At 42.4% G+C, this 16866-nt stretch carries 8 protein-coding genes; 3 read left to right on the plus strand and 5 right to left on the minus strand.

Translation table 11 applies throughout. The features are described from left to right. Positions 1–36: 36 nt before the first annotated feature. The 3 genes from P2W73_RS16335 to P2W73_RS16345 form a co-directional block, all read right to left on the minus strand. Positions 37–2040, minus strand: coding sequence for a T9SS type A sorting domain-containing protein (locus P2W73_RS16335; RefSeq protein WP_276503149.1), 2004 nt, complete (start codon positions 2038–2040; stop codon positions 37–39). A gap of 92 nt (positions 2041–2132) precedes the next feature. Continuing rightward, a complete protein-coding gene (locus P2W73_RS16340; protein WP_276503150.1) occupies positions 2133–2552 on the minus strand; it encodes a hypothetical protein in 420 nt (139 codons plus the stop codon). 228 nt (positions 2553–2780) lie between these two features. After that, on the minus strand, positions 2781–6203 hold the full coding sequence (locus P2W73_RS16345; protein WP_276503151.1) for a PQQ-dependent sugar dehydrogenase: 3423 nt from the start codon (positions 6201–6203) through the stop codon (positions 2781–2783). Between the two features lie 22 nt (positions 6204–6225). On the opposite strand from P2W73_RS16345, the gene P2W73_RS16350 reads away from it, so the two are divergent. The 3 genes from P2W73_RS16350 (at position 6226) to pdxA (ending at position 10884) form a co-directional block, all read left to right on the plus strand. Continuing rightward, positions 6226–6432, plus strand: a complete 207-nt coding sequence (locus tag P2W73_RS16350; protein ID WP_276503152.1) for a hypothetical protein — start codon at positions 6226–6228, stop codon at positions 6430–6432. A gap of 132 nt (positions 6433–6564) precedes the next feature. Next, on the plus strand, positions 6565–9702 hold the full coding sequence (locus tag P2W73_RS16355) for a T9SS type A sorting domain-containing protein (protein WP_276503153.1): 3138 nt from the start codon (positions 6565–6567) through the stop codon (positions 9700–9702). A gap of 93 nt (positions 9703–9795) precedes the next feature. Further along, complete coding sequence (gene pdxA / locus P2W73_RS16360; protein WP_276503154.1) at positions 9796–10884, plus strand: 4-hydroxythreonine-4-phosphate dehydrogenase PdxA; 1089 nt, start codon at positions 9796–9798, stop codon at positions 10882–10884. 45 nt (positions 10885–10929) lie between these two features. Here pdxA and P2W73_RS16365 read toward each other — a convergent pair whose 3' ends face one another. Further along, complete coding sequence (locus tag P2W73_RS16365) at positions 10930–13710, minus strand: PQQ-dependent sugar dehydrogenase (protein WP_276503155.1); 2781 nt, start codon at positions 13708–13710, stop codon at positions 10930–10932. 266 nt (positions 13711–13976) lie between these two features. After that, a complete protein-coding gene (locus P2W73_RS16370; protein ID WP_276503156.1) occupies positions 13977–16865 on the minus strand; it encodes a PQQ-dependent sugar dehydrogenase in 2889 nt (962 codons plus the stop codon). Position 16866 lies beyond the last annotated feature (1 nt).

A 16866-nucleotide genomic window follows, 5' to 3' on the forward strand; every position in this document is an offset into this window, starting at 1 on the left:
GCCTTCTTAAATCGTAACCTTGATTAGCCAGTTAAATTATCTTGTCAGTAATATTTTTTCATGGAAGGTATCATCGCCCACATGTACTTGTGCGAGGTATACACCCCTTGGTTGTTCTTTTAACTGATCTATGGTGATAACATTATAACCACGCTGTACGGTAGTATTGGTAACATGAATTAGTTTTCCGGACAATTCAAATATTTCCACCCGTATTTTGCTGCTGGTCTTTGCATCGACCTGTATTTGAACAATATCTTTTACCGGGTTAGGGAAGATGTTTACTATACCTTGCCCGGCAATTTTAACTGGTATATTGATGATACTGCTATACTTATTGGCGCCACTCACGTTCACCAGTTTAATTCTATAATAAACGTTTGGACTATTTACTTTATCCAGCATGTCCTCGTAATAATAAGGTTTAGAACCTGCGGAATAAAGATGTGTTTCGACACGGTCAATCGTAGTAAAGTTGATGCCATCGAAACTTCTTTCTACTTCAAAATATTTTACCTGGCCATCGCTTAAAAGCTTCCAGCTTAGTTTACTGATATTATCCGACAGCACGCCACGGAAATCAAAAAGATTACTGCTTAAGGTGGTGCAGGTGTTAAATGGCAACACCTGGACTGTGTCAGTGGCATATACAGAACAGCCAGCCTGTAAATATTGTGTTACGATATAAGTACCTGCATGGTCGACATAAATAGAAGGACCTGTCGGGCTGCTAATGATACTACCGTCGGTGGTCGTCCATTGGTAGGTAGAAGTTGCAAGTGGGTTCGTCACATATATTTCTGCCACTCCCGATCCGTCATCGCAAATCATCGGCGTTTCTGTCAGTGCCACGGCTCTTGGAGCCAGGAACAAATCAGTAGGCGCCACAAAATCTTTTAATTCCGCTGTAAAGGAGGCGGAAGCACGGGTTTTCACAACAATCCGGTTGAAAGGTGAGCTACATATATCACCGCCAAGTAAGGTTACCGGGTCGAGCCCCAGCTTGGTCAGGTTCACCGAAAATTCTATAAACTGGTTGGCTATATATTTACCATTCAATGTTGAAGCAGGCCCCGGGTTTGTGTAAGCGAGGCTGTTATCCTGCAATACAAGACCAAAAGGACCGGACCATGTACTATTGCTACTTCCCAATCCCGTGTAAAAAGAGCCTGTTGAGTTGGGGGCTATGCTGGCATAACCATAGGTGGCACCAGAACCATCCCCATCAAAAAGACCTCCCCAGTTAAAGGAGGACGGTACTATAGCTTGCCAGTCCGTTTTTTTAACCCATATCCGGGCTTCTATATTGGTTAGGGTACCGCTTTGAAACTCCCCGCTGAAAATGATATCACCGGGTCTTGTTATATTTCCTGCGGCATCAAATAACCAGGCCGTATGGCCAGCATCAGCTCCGTAACCATAAAATTTTTGGGAAACCCTGTCGTAGTAAATATCGGTCTGGTACATTTCAAAATCGAAATACCGGTTACCGGTAGTATTATCAAGCGATATACCACCAAACATCCATAAGGAATCGGTCGTATTAGGGCCCGCCCTTCTCACATGCACCATCATGTCAAGGATATCATTCTTGTCAGGAACGCCCTGCACACCTCCTGTCCACATGGCCGGACTCATCCCGTTTTTGTCGGAACCCGACACGTACACAGTTGTATCGGTTGCATGATAATCCCTTACAAAGATAGCGTCGAGCCAAAGCCTGTTTTGAACCACACTAAAGGAGGGTTTACTCATAGTGCGGTAAAAAGAGCTCATTCTTTTTTTCCATGGTGACGCATCAGCAAGATAGGTCGCAATCATCGCCGCAGCACCGGTGGTATCAATCACAAATTCGCCGGTGCCAGCCGTTCCATTATTAAACCAGTCATCGTTGCCCGAAGCAACTGCTCCATTGGTATAATTAGCCCGCAGATCCCCATCTACCCCAAACCTTGCTTTGGTGGCAGGCCAGGTTATTTGTGCACTACCACTTGTCCAGCTAATCAGAACCAGTAAAATAACGTGTAAAAATGTTTTCATAGAATGCTGTTTTTAATAACAGGATGTTCCCCAACACCTCTCTATAAAGGATTATTGCAAGGCAAATGAGCCCTGCAATAATCGTGACTCATTTAATGACTTACAATGCGTACTCCTGTGTATGCTGACGTAATGGATGTACCATCACCTTTTAGTCCTACCACCCGGTATGTGATATTACCGGGATAAACGCCGTTATCGGTGGCTTTGTAAGAACGGGAACCATTGCAGGGCGTAGAGGTTACGTCTTCCCACACTGCGTACTCATCGTTAGGATCTTCGTAAGTTTTTTGCAGCAGGAAGGTAACAACTCCCTCGCTGGCGTCAACAGACCAGGATGTGGTAACACCTTTACCCTGGCGGTGCGATCTAACATTTGAAATGCCATTTGCTGTTGGCTTTTCAGCTGTTACTACCGTAGCCTTTGTTGATCCTTCAGTTGGTACAGGTGCTGTCCAGGCAGCAGTGAAAAGAATTGCTGTAAATCCAATAATTGAGAATTGCGCTTTCATAAGGTTGTGATTTTTATGAGTTAAAACTAAGGGGCGTGCAGTTCATAAAAAAGGTAAGAACGCCTGCAATTTGTACCATTCTTTTCGGCATCCATTTGCGTTAAACAACATCAGGGCCGAATGGGGTTATTACTAGTAAAAAGCCCCTCCGGGCAAGAGGGGCTAAAATTCAAAACTAAACTAAAACTAATAAACCTACTTTAACACACTGAGATTGTGTACAATGCTTTATAATTTTTGGAATTTGATATTTTGGTCCAGGCCTGCTCCTGAAACTTGCAGGTAGTATAAGCCAGCTGACAGGCCAGCTACCGGAATAGACACATTGTTATTACCCTTTTTGATATGAACAACATTTTGTTTCAATACGCGGCCACCGTTATCAATAAGTTTCCAGGTTGCCTTTCCGCTTTTAGTGGCAGTAATGTTCAGCTTTGTTTCATCGGTAGCCGGGTTTGGTGATACAATTATCTTATTAGTAATGTCCGCCAGGGCAATCGTAACAATCGATGAATACTTATATTGACCGTCTGCATCAACCATTTTCAACCGATAATAAATGATTGTTGAAGAAAGGGTATTGACATCATGATCTATATGTGAGTATTGAATAGCGGCTGTACTGTTACCATTGGCGGTCACTTTACCTATATTTTCAAAATTCCTGTTATCTATACTTCTTTCAACTATGAAATGCGAGGCATTGTTCTCGTTGATTGTTTCCCATTGCAGAACAGCCGAATTGTTTTGTAAAGAGCCTTTGAAGTAAACCAGTTCGACCGGTAAGGTAATAGCACTCGTGCCAAAATAAAATGAAGAGAAGGAGTTGATATTCGCTTGCAACATATACCCGTTTGCTCCATGTGCTTCTGCATACGCAGGAGTGATCAATTGGGTATTTGATGCAATGGCCGAACCGCAGGCATCATTATTTTTCAGAATTTTCAAGTCAGTGATCGCTGATACACCGCTTGCGGCATCAGCATCCATCTCATCAAATTCCGCTTTGGTCATATAAAGTCTTATAGCAACCGAAGAAGAAGGTTGTACAGCAGGGGTGATGGTTATGTTTCGATGCAAATAACGTTTTCCAAATTGCTGGCGTATGGCTCCCGATTTGGTGTAAAAGGATGAGGTGACGGCTCCAAGATTATTTCCATTGGCCTTGATCTCGGCCAGGATATTTCCATCGGCCCCGGTAATGGGAACCCAAAGATTATTGTTGGTATTATCAATGGTGATGGTGGTTCCATCGGCGCAATTATTTAATGTACCTGTCGTAACATCAATGGAAGCGGGGATAGAACTTTTGCCAGCGTTATCATTATATCCCAGGAATGTATATTTCTGCACACACCCTGCGCAGTTAGGAACGACAGGATTGGCTGATCCCGGACCCGATGTAGTGGAGCTATTATCCATTATTACAAAAATATCTTTACCATCAGGAGAAAAAGCAAGGTCCCTGAAACGGTTTTGACTATTAAAATAGCTTATGGTATCGCTAACTGAATTGGTAGGCGCCGTAGCCGTGCCTGCTGCATCTAATCTTATTCTCAAAAGCCGGCCCCATTTTAATGAAGCTGCCACCAAAGAATTCTTCCAACCGGGAATTAAAGTATTTGTATAAACATCTAACCCCGACCACGCTTCTGTAGGCCAACCAGGCGCAGGGGTTGCATTACCAGGATTGGTTTGCCAGATACTAGTGACGGTGGCCTGTGGTACAGCATAAGCCGAAAAAAGAGGATCTTTATAAAGCCCGTTTCCTGATGCATCTATAGTGGCCTTGTTTGTAGCCTCATTGCCTATAGGCGGACAGCTCGAAACGCCACTGTTATCAGTCCATGGTGCACCGGCAGAGATGCTGGTATTGGTGCCTTGTGCTGAATTACCATTATAATTGCCGTCAACAAAACCCTGTATTAATGGATGTCCGTAATTTCTAAAGGGTTCTATAATGTTTATCTCATCATCACTATATGGACCGTGAGAGGAACCATACAAAGTATTTGAAGTTGAATCGTATGCAAAGCCCTGGTTATTTCTTATACCAATACTATACACAGCGCTGGTAGTTGAATATGGATTATCACTTGGTATCCACGATCCGCTAATCGGTTCAAGATTAAATCGTAAAATTTTCCCTTCGTACGAATTGGGATTTTGTGCATTGTTAGGACGCAGCCTGTTGGCAAACTGACCTGAGCCCATATCACCTGCAGCGTAAAATAAATAGTTCGGTCCGCCGGGAGTAACGGGAGCAATTATCATTCTTTGAGAATTATGATCCTGCCCTCCTGGTATGGTATCACAAACTACTGCTGGCGAACCCAATTTTCCTGTGCCACTATTATAGGTGAACCTGACAATTTTATTTCTAAAGAATATTCCTCCTGAACCGGATGCAGTAGATAAGTATCTGTGAACATAAGATATATACACAAAATCATAAAGGCCCGTTCCGTCCAAAAATTTTGGATGAATTGCCAAGCCCGCCAAACCACCCTGCGGCCAGGCATTAGCGCTACTGTTCCAGTTTGATGTGCTTGTAAGATTCACAGCTCTCAAAGAATCTGCCCCCCAGGCACTAAGATCAGTGCTTGTTGAATTAAGATCTAACACAGTTGTTTTAGTTCCGGTACCGGGGTCCATCCTATAAACTCTATATCCTCTCGATTCAGTTATCCATAATTTATCGTCGGGACCGTAAGTAATTTCCCATGGATATTGTAAAACGCCGGAACCTGAAAGAATCGTCTGTTTATAAACTTCATTCATACGGCCTGCAGCTACCGTCACAGGTGGTGTGGGATGGGTTACGCATATATTAAATCCTCCATTACTGCCAACACTGCTGCCGATATTTGAAATTCTTACATAATAAGTAATACCAATGGTCAAAGAAGATGAAGTTAACGAGGTGGTACCACAAGTAAGAGAAGTTAGTGAACCACATGTTCCACTGTACAATTGTATTTCAGGATTGGTGAAACTAGTTCCCTGCCCGCTGATTGTAACTGTATGGGAGTTATTTGAAGCAACAAATTTGTACCAAACATCATAGTGTGTTCCAATGCTTTCGCAGCCAGCAGGAAGACCTGCTGAAGCGGTGGCATTTACAATTGTACCAGACGTGGGAGACGAACAACTGGTAGCTGAAGTTAATGTTGTCGCTCCACTGCAATCATCGTTTGATGGAGGAGGTGTTGGATGCGTGAGGCAAATATCAAATTTTGGCGTTTGACCTGAGCCAGAAGGGCTAGCTCCGACGTTGGAAACTCTTATATAATAAGTAATGCCAATTGTTAACGAATTTGCTGTTGCCGTAGTAGAACCACAGGCTTGAGAAGTAAAATTTGCATAAGCGGTTCCACTGAATATCTGTACTTCTGGATTGGTGACGTTGTTTCCAAAATGTCCGATTGTAACAGTTTCTGAAGTACTTGCCGCAACAAATGAGAACCAGACATCGTAGTGTGTGCCGGCACTGCAACCAGCAGGTACGCCGGCACTTGCAGTTGAACCATTTAAGGAATAAGTAGGGTTACCATTTGTAGGAATAGTACAGGATGTGCTTGAGGTTAATGAAACAGGGCTAGTACTATTGAACTCATCCGTCTGACTAAAACTTTGTTTAGGTAAAAACAAACTGAAAAAAGAAACTAAGAAAATGAATAAACTGGTAATAATACCGGTTCTGGAAGGTAGACACATGGTTTTAAAAGGACTTGAAGTAGAGCAATTGTCATTACCCGGTGGCGTTGCAAATAGGTGGTTTGAAATAAAAAGAACTAAAAGAACGGTGGTTCGTTTAAAAACTGATAACATGGTTTTTCTGGTGGATTTAGCCCCAAACTTAGGAATTGTATTTTTTTAAACATAAGTAGTATCGCCCAATTATTACAAGTAAAAACACTTATTAATTTAAAGTGGAAGTTCTATTGTCAATTAAAAATGCTTGCCTTTATTTTGGCGTTTATCCATCATCCAAAAAACCAATCACCATCTCATGAAACGTTATTTCCCGTTTCAAGCTCTTTCGTCAGCTCTTTTTTCTTTTGGGCTTGTACTATTTTCTTCACTGAGTTCATTTGCACAACCTTCTAACGATGCTTGCGCATCTGCGATTAGCATAACACAAGGTGCCAGCTGCACTAATACATCAGGGACTTTAATAAGTGCCACATACGCCGCAATTACAGGCCCGTGTGGTCAAGGTACAGGCAACAAACCAGATGTTTGGTATTCGTTCGTTGCGGCTACAAGTAATGTCTCTGTGACGCTAAGCTCAACAACGTTTAACAAGCCTGGTCTACAACTTTATTCTGATTGCCCTGCTGTTACTTCGATAATTTGTGGTTACTCAAATGGCACCAGCACTTCAATAAACGCCACATCTTTGACAGTTGGTGCTACCTATTATATTCGGGTTTACGATCATAATGGTAGTACAGGAACTTTCAATATATGTGTTACAACTGTTGCCTTAGCTGGCGATGAATGCGCCACCGCAACTTCATTAGTTTCAAACGGCGGCTGTATCAACACATCCGCCACTCTTATTGGCGCTACTGCCAGTGGTGGTATCCCCACAGGTTGTGCTTCTGCGGGTACTCATTATGATGTATGGTTCAGTTTTGTTGCCGTACAATCGTCAGAACTTATCACTTTTAAAAAGAATAATCCAAGTAATATTTCAAATCCGGAATTGCAATTATTCAGCGGTGGCTGCGGAACCTTAACCTCCCTTCAATGCGGTACTACTTCCATAGCAGCTACGGGATTGACACCAAGCGCAACATATTATGTAAGAGTATCTCAGGTGGGGGGAAGCGCACTTGCAACCAGGGGAGGTTTTGATATTTGCGTCACACATTCCGCTACTCCACCGGCAACAATTGATTATAGCAAGAGCTATGTAAATATAAGTAAGGGCACTGGTGGGGGTACGGTCAATCCCGGAGACACCCTTGAAATACGGGCTACTTTTGTTGTTCGTTCCGGTACTGGCACTGCAGACAGTCTCGCCTTTTTTGATACTTTATATGCAGCAGAGGGTTTGGCCCTGGTCCCCGGGTCCCTTGCCTTACGGACAAACGAGGGTAAATTGTATAAATCATTTACAGATAACTACGATACAGATGCAGGTTGGAAACTAGAGTCAGCAAACAATACTTTAGACACTGTCATTCAAATAAATTTTGGTGCTAATGCTTCCAATGTAAGGAGAGGAAGTTTGACCAATACTTCAAGACCATCGGTCTTCGGAAGCACTTGCATCATCATGGCCACATATAGGGTAGTTGTTACTGCGTCTTATAACAACCTGATAAATATGGGCGGTGGATCTTTGACCCTATTAAACGGAGGAAATTACAGCGATTTAAAATTCAACTCCACCAATGTAATGGTATACTCCAGCCCGGGCCTTTGCCCGAACGCTGTTTCACCAACAAATGCTTTAGGTGCAGAATCAAATGGAACATTCGGAACTCCTTCAGGTAGTGCACCATTGGCAAGAAACCGCGGCACTTCTCCATATACTACTTATTTGTACCGACCATTTACAGCGACTGGTGGCCCTAACGATTATTATTATGCCGTAGCTAATAACACCAGCCAGATATATACAACATTAAATGATTGGGCAAAATCAGATGGGACTAATCACCGCCTTTTTGGTCATTGGGACATTACAGGTGATCACACCAACGCAAGCAATTCTTTAGTTGGGAACCTGGCCTGTGATACCACTCAGCCCGTTAGTCCCTCAAACCCATGTGGCTATATGCTGGTTGTAAATTCCGCTTATAAAGCAGATACAGCATTCACTTACACCGTTGCTAATCTTTGTCCTAACACCTACTATGAAATTTCAGCATGGTTTAAGAACATTTGCTATAAATGTGGATGTGATTCAACCGGAACGGCTTCTGGAAATGCCGGATATATTCCAACAGCCACTGGTGATTCTTCGGGAGTAAGACCTAATATTGCCTTCGATGTAAATGGTTCCGATTATTATACTACAGGCGACCTTTTATATCTTGGGCTTAGTGGCGGACAAACAGGATCCGATGCTGCCAATCGATGGATAAAAAAGGGATTTACCTATCTCACAGGCGCAGCTGAAACTTCATTTACATTAACACTTAGAAATAATGCACCAGGAGGTGGTGGTAATGATTGGGCCTTGGATGATATTGCAGTAGCCACCTGCTTGCCTTCAATGAGCTATTCGCCTTCACTGGCGCCAAATGTTTGCGAAGGAAATGCCCTGGCTATTCATGATACGATACGTTCTTATTTAGATAACTATATCCATTATATATGGCAAAAAAGTGTGAATAATGGATCTTCATGGTCAGATGTAACAGCACCGGCTTCAGTTACGCTTGGTGCCCCTGTAAACGGACAATATGAATTTGTAACCTCCTACACTATTCCGCCCGCCAGCACAACAGTTGCTGATAGCGGTACTTTATATCGTGTATTGGTGGCTACAGCAGCCAGCAACCTTGGCACCTCTTCCTGCCAGGTCACCGATGGCATCAGCATTATCAACCTGGCGGTAAATGATTGTACGCCGATATTAGCAACAGAATTATTATCCTTTAACGGAAAATTGTTAGACAATAAAGCATCCCTTGCCTGGTCTACATCCAAGGAAGACGCACCACTGATATTCATCATTGAAAAAAGCAGTGATGGTACCAACTTCGTTACAGCCGGTGAATTGTCCGCTTATTACAATAACAATGAAACCAACCGCTATATCTTTCTTGACCCAATAGCAGCGGGTGATAAAACATGGTATAGAATTGTGATGATAACACCGGCAGGAAAGAAGAAGTATAGCTCAGTGATACAATTACGCAATACCATTCCGGACTTTGCCATTACCAATGTTATTAACCCTTTTAGCGGCAACCTTAAATTTGATATCATGACAGCCAATAATTCATCAATAATCATTGACCTGATAGATATATCCGGCAAGACGGTTATGACAAGTAAGCAGCAAGTTTATGCCGGTATCAATAGTATGAACTTAACCAATACCCAATCATTAGCATCAGGTATTTATACATTACGGATCGCAAACAAAGACATGTTTATTACCAAACGGGTTGTAAAAAGAAATTAAGAAAAGAATCAACCGGAAGTTTAAACGGGAATGCTGGTCAGCATTCCCGTTTGCTTTTAAAACAGTATTTTTACAAACTTTAATTATTCATAAATGAACCCAGATTATAAACCGGTTATTGGCATCTCTTGTGGCGATCTGAATGGGATAGGTATTGAACTGATCATAAAAGCTCTTTCAGACAACCGGGTTTTGGACCAATGTGTACCTGTTGTCTTTGCTTCCAATAAAGTAATTAATTTTTACCGCAAGTCGATAAGCAACTCAACTTTCAATTATCAAAATATAAAGGATTACGAACGGCTTAACAATAAACAGGTCAACCTTTTTAATTGCTGGGAAGAAGAGGTGGCGATTGCTCCTGGTCAGTTAAGTGAAGTAGCAGGCAAATACGCCGTACTTTCATTACAAACTGCTGTCGCGGCTTTAAAACAAAAACAGATTGATGGGCTGATCACCGCTCCTATTCATAAAAAAAATATTCAGTCAGCAGATTTTAACTTTACTGGCCACACTCCCTTCCTCAAAAGTTTTTTTGACGTAAAGGATGTGGTAATGATGTTGTGTGCCGGCAATTTCCGGGTTGCCTTAGTGACAGAACATATACCGGTGAGCGAAATAGCCAGGCATATTACCAAAGAATCTATCTTAAGTAAGTTAACGATCATTCACAAAAGCCTGCAAAAAGATTTCGGCATAGATAAACCACGCATTGCCGTTTTGGGATTGAACCCGCATGCGGGTGATGAGGGATTAATCGGCAATGAAGAAGAAACAATCATCAAGCCTGCTATTAAGGAAGCAAAGAATAGTAATATGCTGGTGGTTGGTCCGTTTAGCGCCGATGCTTTTTTTGCAAGGGGCCAGTATCAAAAGTTTGACGCTGTCCTGGCCATGTATCACGACCAGGGTCTTATTCCTTTCAAAACCTTGGCAAGCGGTGAAGGTGTCAACTATACTGCAGGTCTGCCTATGGTAAGAACTTCGCCTGATCATGGTGTTGCCTTCGATATCGCCGGGAAAGACAAGGCTGATCCTTCGTCATTTATTACAGCTCTGTTCGAATGCATCGATATTATTAAACAACGCAACGAATACGAGGAAAACAGAAAAAACCCGGTTCGCAAAATAAGTTCTGAAGCATTTGCTAAGCTGGAAGATGAAGAGGTGAAAGAAGGCTAAACCAAAAATTGCCGCTATCTAACCTTCCTTCACACAGACATAAGGTTATTTCGTTTTGATAAATTTGGCTTGCTTTATTTCATTTTTGTTTTGAACTGATATAAAGTAAACACCGGATAACCAGGTCGGTAAATTTTGTATATATATCACATTTTGCCCCTTGTGCACTTCTTCGCTCATGCTGTGCACTGTTTTCCCGCTTATATCTTTTATTTGAATAGTGACGCGGTCTTTATCAGGTGATAAATAAGTCAAAGAAAAATTATCAACGACCGGGTTCGGTACGACTTTTAATTCACTTTTTTCACCATCGGTCGTTGTCCGGATTATCACTGAATACCTGATAATATTTCCATCTTCTACAATTTTCAGCCGATAATAATTGAGCCCTGGCGGAAAAGAATTATCACTAAAACTGTAATAATTAGGGCCGGCATTGTTAAGTGCCGCTTGTTTATTAATAGGTAAGAAATTGATTCCATTTTCGCTTCTTTCTAACTCAAAATATTCAATCGATGACTCCAGTTCTGTTATCCACTTTATAAGATTAGAAGAACCGCTTTGCGTAACACTGAACTTGTGCAGGAAAATCGGCAAAGGCTGTGTACAATCTGGATAGATTTCAGAAGTATCAATTTTATAAAGGCCGGCATCATCAGTAACTTTTAACCGGATGAGCCAATGATAATTATCCCCCTGACAACCTACCAATGAAACCACCGACGAAGTCTGTGGCTCGGGATCGGTGGACTCAGCATGAGTATGCTCATCATGCACCAATATTGTTTGCCACTCATATTGATTAATATTATTTTCCGCATCATTGATAATGGCTTGAAGTGCTAATGTACTATCTCCGCCTACCTGGTATTTTGAATTTTTAATAGGGCTGATAATACTCGCAACCGGAGGAGTATTATTAAGCGATACGATGAAATCCTGCTCAGCAGAAGCACCTCCAATGTCGGTTACGGTCAATTTTACATCAAATTTTTTAGGACTTCCCGACGGATTGGTAAAGGTATGGATCGGCTTTGGCTCCGTACTTGTTGTTCCATCATCAAAATCCCATGCGTAACTGGCAATGCTGCCACCCTGGTCAGGGTCGTAGGAATCGGTGCCGTCAAACTGCACGGTTAAATTAGAAGCAGCAGCAAAATACTTATCCGCTTTCACTTTTACCACAGGAGGTTTGTTACCCCCAAAGGCTATTTTATTTATAAAAGCAGTTCCTGACGTTCCACTTCCATAATCTACATAAAAAAGAGAACCATCAATTGGATTTTCTGCCATGCATACAACGGTAGTGTTAGAAGCAAAATCATCGACTTTAGTTACTTTATTGTTATTAAGCGTTACCCGTTTTATCCATCGGCCACCGTAGTCGCTCATAAAAAAACTGTTGGCATATTCTGCCGGAAAATTTCCACCCCCACCCGTGTACCATATGCCACCGGTGCTGGCATTGCCATTGAATACATTGCCTGTTACATTTGATGCTGGTGTTCCGATTGATGCAGCATCGGCATCACCTGAAGAAGTAAAGATCCCGACTCTTGCATTTGCCCCTTCATTTTCTGCCGCGTGAAGCCATTCTAAAACTGGCCGGGCATGGATATACCGGATATCATCACCCATTAGCGTGGAAGAGCAGGGATAATAAACCCTTGCATCTTTTGCTGCATTATCTTGTCGTAGTTGCTCATGAAATCTTACATAGGGTCTGCCACAATCGATGTCTGCGGGTATTGGCAATTCAACATTCCCAATTTTGCCCAAGCCATCATATGCATAAGAAATATTATTTCCTTCAAATAAGGGCCAGCCAAAATTCATACCCCTCTCTTTGACTATGTTTAATTCTTCCCAACGCCCAAAGCCAACTTCCCCTACAAAAATTTCACCTATATGACCAGACGTGGGATTGGTGGAGCCCTGTCCGGGTTGTATAGAAATGCGAAAAGGATTTCTTAAACCAAATGCCCATATCCTCGACCTGGTAGAACCCGGTGAGCTCTCTTCATAAAATGGATTACTTATAATTCCATTTCCTGTTAGTGGATCCAACCGAAACAATTTGCCGTTCAGGGATGTCAATTTTTGTGAACGCCAGGCACCCACATTTTCATCGGCCCTGATAATCCCATCAGCCAGGGCATCCTGGAAATAGGTAAATGGGGAAGAACCTTCATCTGAATCATCAAAGCTTGCACCATCTCCCATTGAGGCCAATAGTGTGCCGTCGGCGGCAAACACAAGGCTTCCTGTACCATGCGATTTATGCAAGATAGGCACACCTGTTTCTTTCGTGTCACCTAGTAAAACAATTCTGCTATCCAGGTTCGCCGATAAAACTCCGGCATTTGTAGATGTGGTATAACTTGTAATACGACCTATGGTGGCACCAGGCTTGTCTATCTTGGTTGGCGTAGGATTGTAACCCGGTTTTCCATAGTTTAAAAGGTAATAGCGGTCAACTACATACGACAAGTAAATTTTGCCATTGCTTTCAAAGTTAGGATCCAGTGCAAACCCTGTTAATCCATAATCACTGTAGTCACCTACTTCTGCTGAAATGTCGATAACGGGAGATGCCTGCCTTTCGTATTCACCTCCACTGTTCCGATTGCATACATATACTTTACCGGCTTTTTCCCAAACAAAAAGCTTATCTCCATTTTTAGAAAATAAGAGGCCAACAGGTTGATTCCATGAGCTGCTGTTGGTGGCCGAAGTGGAAACAAAATCGTCGTCAGCGAAAACGATCTGAGCGAAGCTGCTTCTAACGCATAAAATTGTAAGAATCAAGAGTACAGAGACTTTCATCGTAAAATAATTGTGCCGCTTTAAAATTGGTTACTGCCTGGAGCGGTAACCCTGGTTAATGCCATAACAGTCCGGTACGTTACAAAGGATTGGAGAAAGAGTACTAAAAAAACCCGTACATGTTAGTCAGAGATATTGTAAATAGAGGTTGAAAACAGGAAGATGGAGCTATTTGGGAGCTTAAAGTAAATAAGAATAGTTGAAATATAAAAGGGGCGGACAAAATTTATTGTCCGCCCCCTGCTTATTATTTTTTACCGGTTAGTCTAGTCTTTTCCAGCTTTTACAAATTTTGCTTGCTTTATGCCATCATTGTTTTTGATAGCCACGGTGTATACACCAGCCGGCCAGTTCGGCAGGTTCTGCATATAAATTACATTTTGTCCCCTATTGACTTTTTCTTTAAGACTATGCAGCAGACGGCCGGCAATATCCCTGACTTCAACTGTAACTATATCGTCCCGTTGTGAATTATAGATAACTGAGAAGTTTTCTACGATCGGGTTGGGAACAACTTTCAATGCAAGATCTTCACCTTCCGACATAGTTCTTACAATTACTGAATAACGGATAATTGAACCGTGCTCAACAATCTTCAAACGATAATAAATTAAGCCGGGTGTTATGTCATTATCCGGATAGCTATAGTTGCTTGTACCTGCGATATTACGGGCCTCCTGCCGGTTGATTGCATAAAAGTTCACACCATCGTAACTTCTTTCCACTTCAAAGTACTCAATATTAGCTTCGAGTTCAGTTGTCCATTGCACAAGGTTTACAGACGTTTTTTGCGTTACACTGAATGAACGCAACATTAATGGCAATGCTGCGGCACAATCAGGAGTCAGCCTGACACTGGTAGTATCAAAAAGTCCTGCATCGTCAGTAACCTTCAAGGTTATCAGCCAGGAGTAAGTGTCACCATTGCAACCTATCCTGGAAATAGCTGCACTTGTTTCCACTGCCGGGTCAATTGGACCTGGATGAAAATGGTTATTATGAGCCAGGGTTGTTTGCCATGCATAAGTTAATACCTGTGTCGGATTATCAACAACATCAGCCCGAAGGGTATAGGTAGTATCTGGTCCTATTTTGTATTTAGTACCGGGTCCCGGCTCGACAATGGTCACCACAGGTGGCACATTATTTAAAGACACAATGAATGTCACCTCCTCAGATTGTACTCCTTCATTGTCGGTGACAATGAGTTTAACAATATACTTTTTCGGTGCGCCGGATGTGTTATGAAACTCATGAGTTGGAAATTTTTCCGTACTCGTATTATCAGCGCTGGTCGGATCTCCAAAATCCCACGAGTAAGACACAACCGTACCGTTTTGATCGTACGATTCACCGCCGCTAAAATTGACAGTCAAGTCTGACGTTGCACTATAATACTGATCAGCTGTTATTTTAGCCACGGGTGGTACATTGCCACCATATACAATTTTCCTCACAGAGGAGCTTGAATAATATTGAGGAAGGCCCACGCAAACATACACGAGAGAACCATCTATAGGATTTTCAGCCATAGAAACAACAGCTCCATCCGGCCGATTCCCTTCATTACCGGCGGGAATTATGAAAAAATTATTTACTGATGTGACAACATCTGAAAATTCAATCCCGATTCTCCTGATCCAACGGCCGCCAAAATCTGATACCAGAAATTTGTCCTTGAATTCGGGAGGGAACATATTACCAGCTCCTGTGTACCATATACCACCTGTTGAAGCATTACCTTTAAAAGTAGTAGTATCGGTAGTCACCCCGGATTCAGGAGACCCTACCCTATAACCAACAGCATTACCGTCCGCATCAAATCTTGACACAAACACATCGCCATCAACGTGAGCCCAATCTAAGGCAGGACGGGCATGAATAAAACGAATCCCTGATCGAATAACGCTACCGTCACAATCTGTGTGATATATTTCTGAATTTTTTGCAGCATTATCTTGTCTGATCAATTCATGAAAGTACATCGTATCTCTTGAATCAGCCGGACACGGAGGCCTCAATTCATCCCTGTTTTTTGTGTATATATAGCCCCAGTAACTCTTGTTTGGCTCGGCAGAAGGTCCATTTCCTTCATATATAGGCCAACCGAAGTTCTGCCCCGGGGATTTTACAATATTTAATTCTTCCGACAAACCAAAACCAACATCACCAACGAAAACCTCTCCAATATCTCCAGCAGTCGGATTTGTCGAACCCGCACCCGGCTTTACTGACATACGGAAAGGATTTCTAAATCCTAAAGCCCATACCCTTGACTTTGCAGAACGGGGAGCAGCAGGATCAAAAAAAGGATTGCTTGACATGCCATTGCCGTTTTCCTTATTCAATCGCAATAGTTTTCCACTCAATGAACTTAACATTTGACTTCTAAAAGCGCCTACATCTTCTTTTGGCGTTATGATACCATCTGCAAGTGCGTCAATGTAAAAAACATTATTGTGAATATTAGGATCAGCATTGGTAACGGCACCAACATCAGTGTCATCATAACTTGCACCATCTCCAGTTGTAGCCAGCAGGGTACCGTCTGCTGCAAAAGCGAGGCTACCTACACTATGTGACTTATGCAAAATTGGAATACCGGTTGTAATCGACTCCCCTAATAGCACCTCCCGGCTATTTAAGTCGGCTGATAAAATACCACCGGAAACAGTGGTATTGTACCTGGTGATCCTGCCGATCGTAGCACCTTGCTGATCTATGTTCGCAGGTATTGGATTATACCCATTGTCCGGATCACCACCCGTTTTTAGGTAATGCCGGTCTACCACATACAGCAGGTAGATATAACCACCATTGGTAGTTGTGAAACCAGGATCCAGTGCAAAACCAAGAAGCCCCATATCGGACCAGTTTCCAACTTCCTCATGAATGTCTATAACCGGCACCAATTGCTTGTTGTAAATTGAATTGCCATTCCCCTGGTCATACCTGTTGTTTACATAGACGATACCAGCTTTGTCCCATACAAATAATTGCAAACCGTCTTTTGAAAAAACGGCTCCAACCGGCTCACTCCAATCTGAAGTGTTTGTCGCATTAGTAGTAAAGAACCCTTCAGGAAGTCCCGCCACCTGGCTATGCACCACCAAGCCGATGAAAGAGGCGCATACAAAAAGTAATATTCTTTTCATT

The sequence above is a fragment of the Terrimonas pollutisoli genome (assembly GCF_029360765.1).
Classification (GTDB): Bacteria; Bacteroidota; Bacteroidia; order Chitinophagales; family Chitinophagaceae; genus Terrimonas_B; species Terrimonas_B pollutisoli.

Excerpts from the sequence above, each read along its gene's own strand:
- pdxA (WP_276503154.1), top strand. The coding sequence starts at position 9,796 with ATGAACCCAGATTATAAACCGGTTATTGGCATCTCTTGTGGCGATCTG.
- P2W73_RS16370 (WP_276503156.1), bottom strand. The coding sequence starts at position 16,865 with ATGAAAAGAATATTACTTTTTGTATGCGCCTCTTTCATCGGCTTGGTG.
- P2W73_RS16340 (WP_276503150.1), bottom strand. The coding sequence starts at position 2,552 with ATGAAAGCGCAATTCTCAATTATTGGATTTACAGCAATTCTTTTCACT.
- P2W73_RS16355 (WP_276503153.1), top strand. The coding sequence starts at position 6,565 with ATGAAACGTTATTTCCCGTTTCAAGCTCTTTCGTCAGCTCTTTTTTCT.
- P2W73_RS16335 (WP_276503149.1), bottom strand. The coding sequence starts at position 2,040 with ATGAAAACATTTTTACACGTTATTTTACTGGTTCTGATTAGCTGGACA.
- P2W73_RS16350 (WP_276503152.1), top strand. The coding sequence starts at position 6,226 with ATGAATAAACTGGTAATAATACCGGTTCTGGAAGGTAGACACATGGTT.
- P2W73_RS16365 (WP_276503155.1), bottom strand. The coding sequence starts at position 13,710 with ATGAAAGTCTCTGTACTCTTGATTCTTACAATTTTATGCGTTAGAAGC.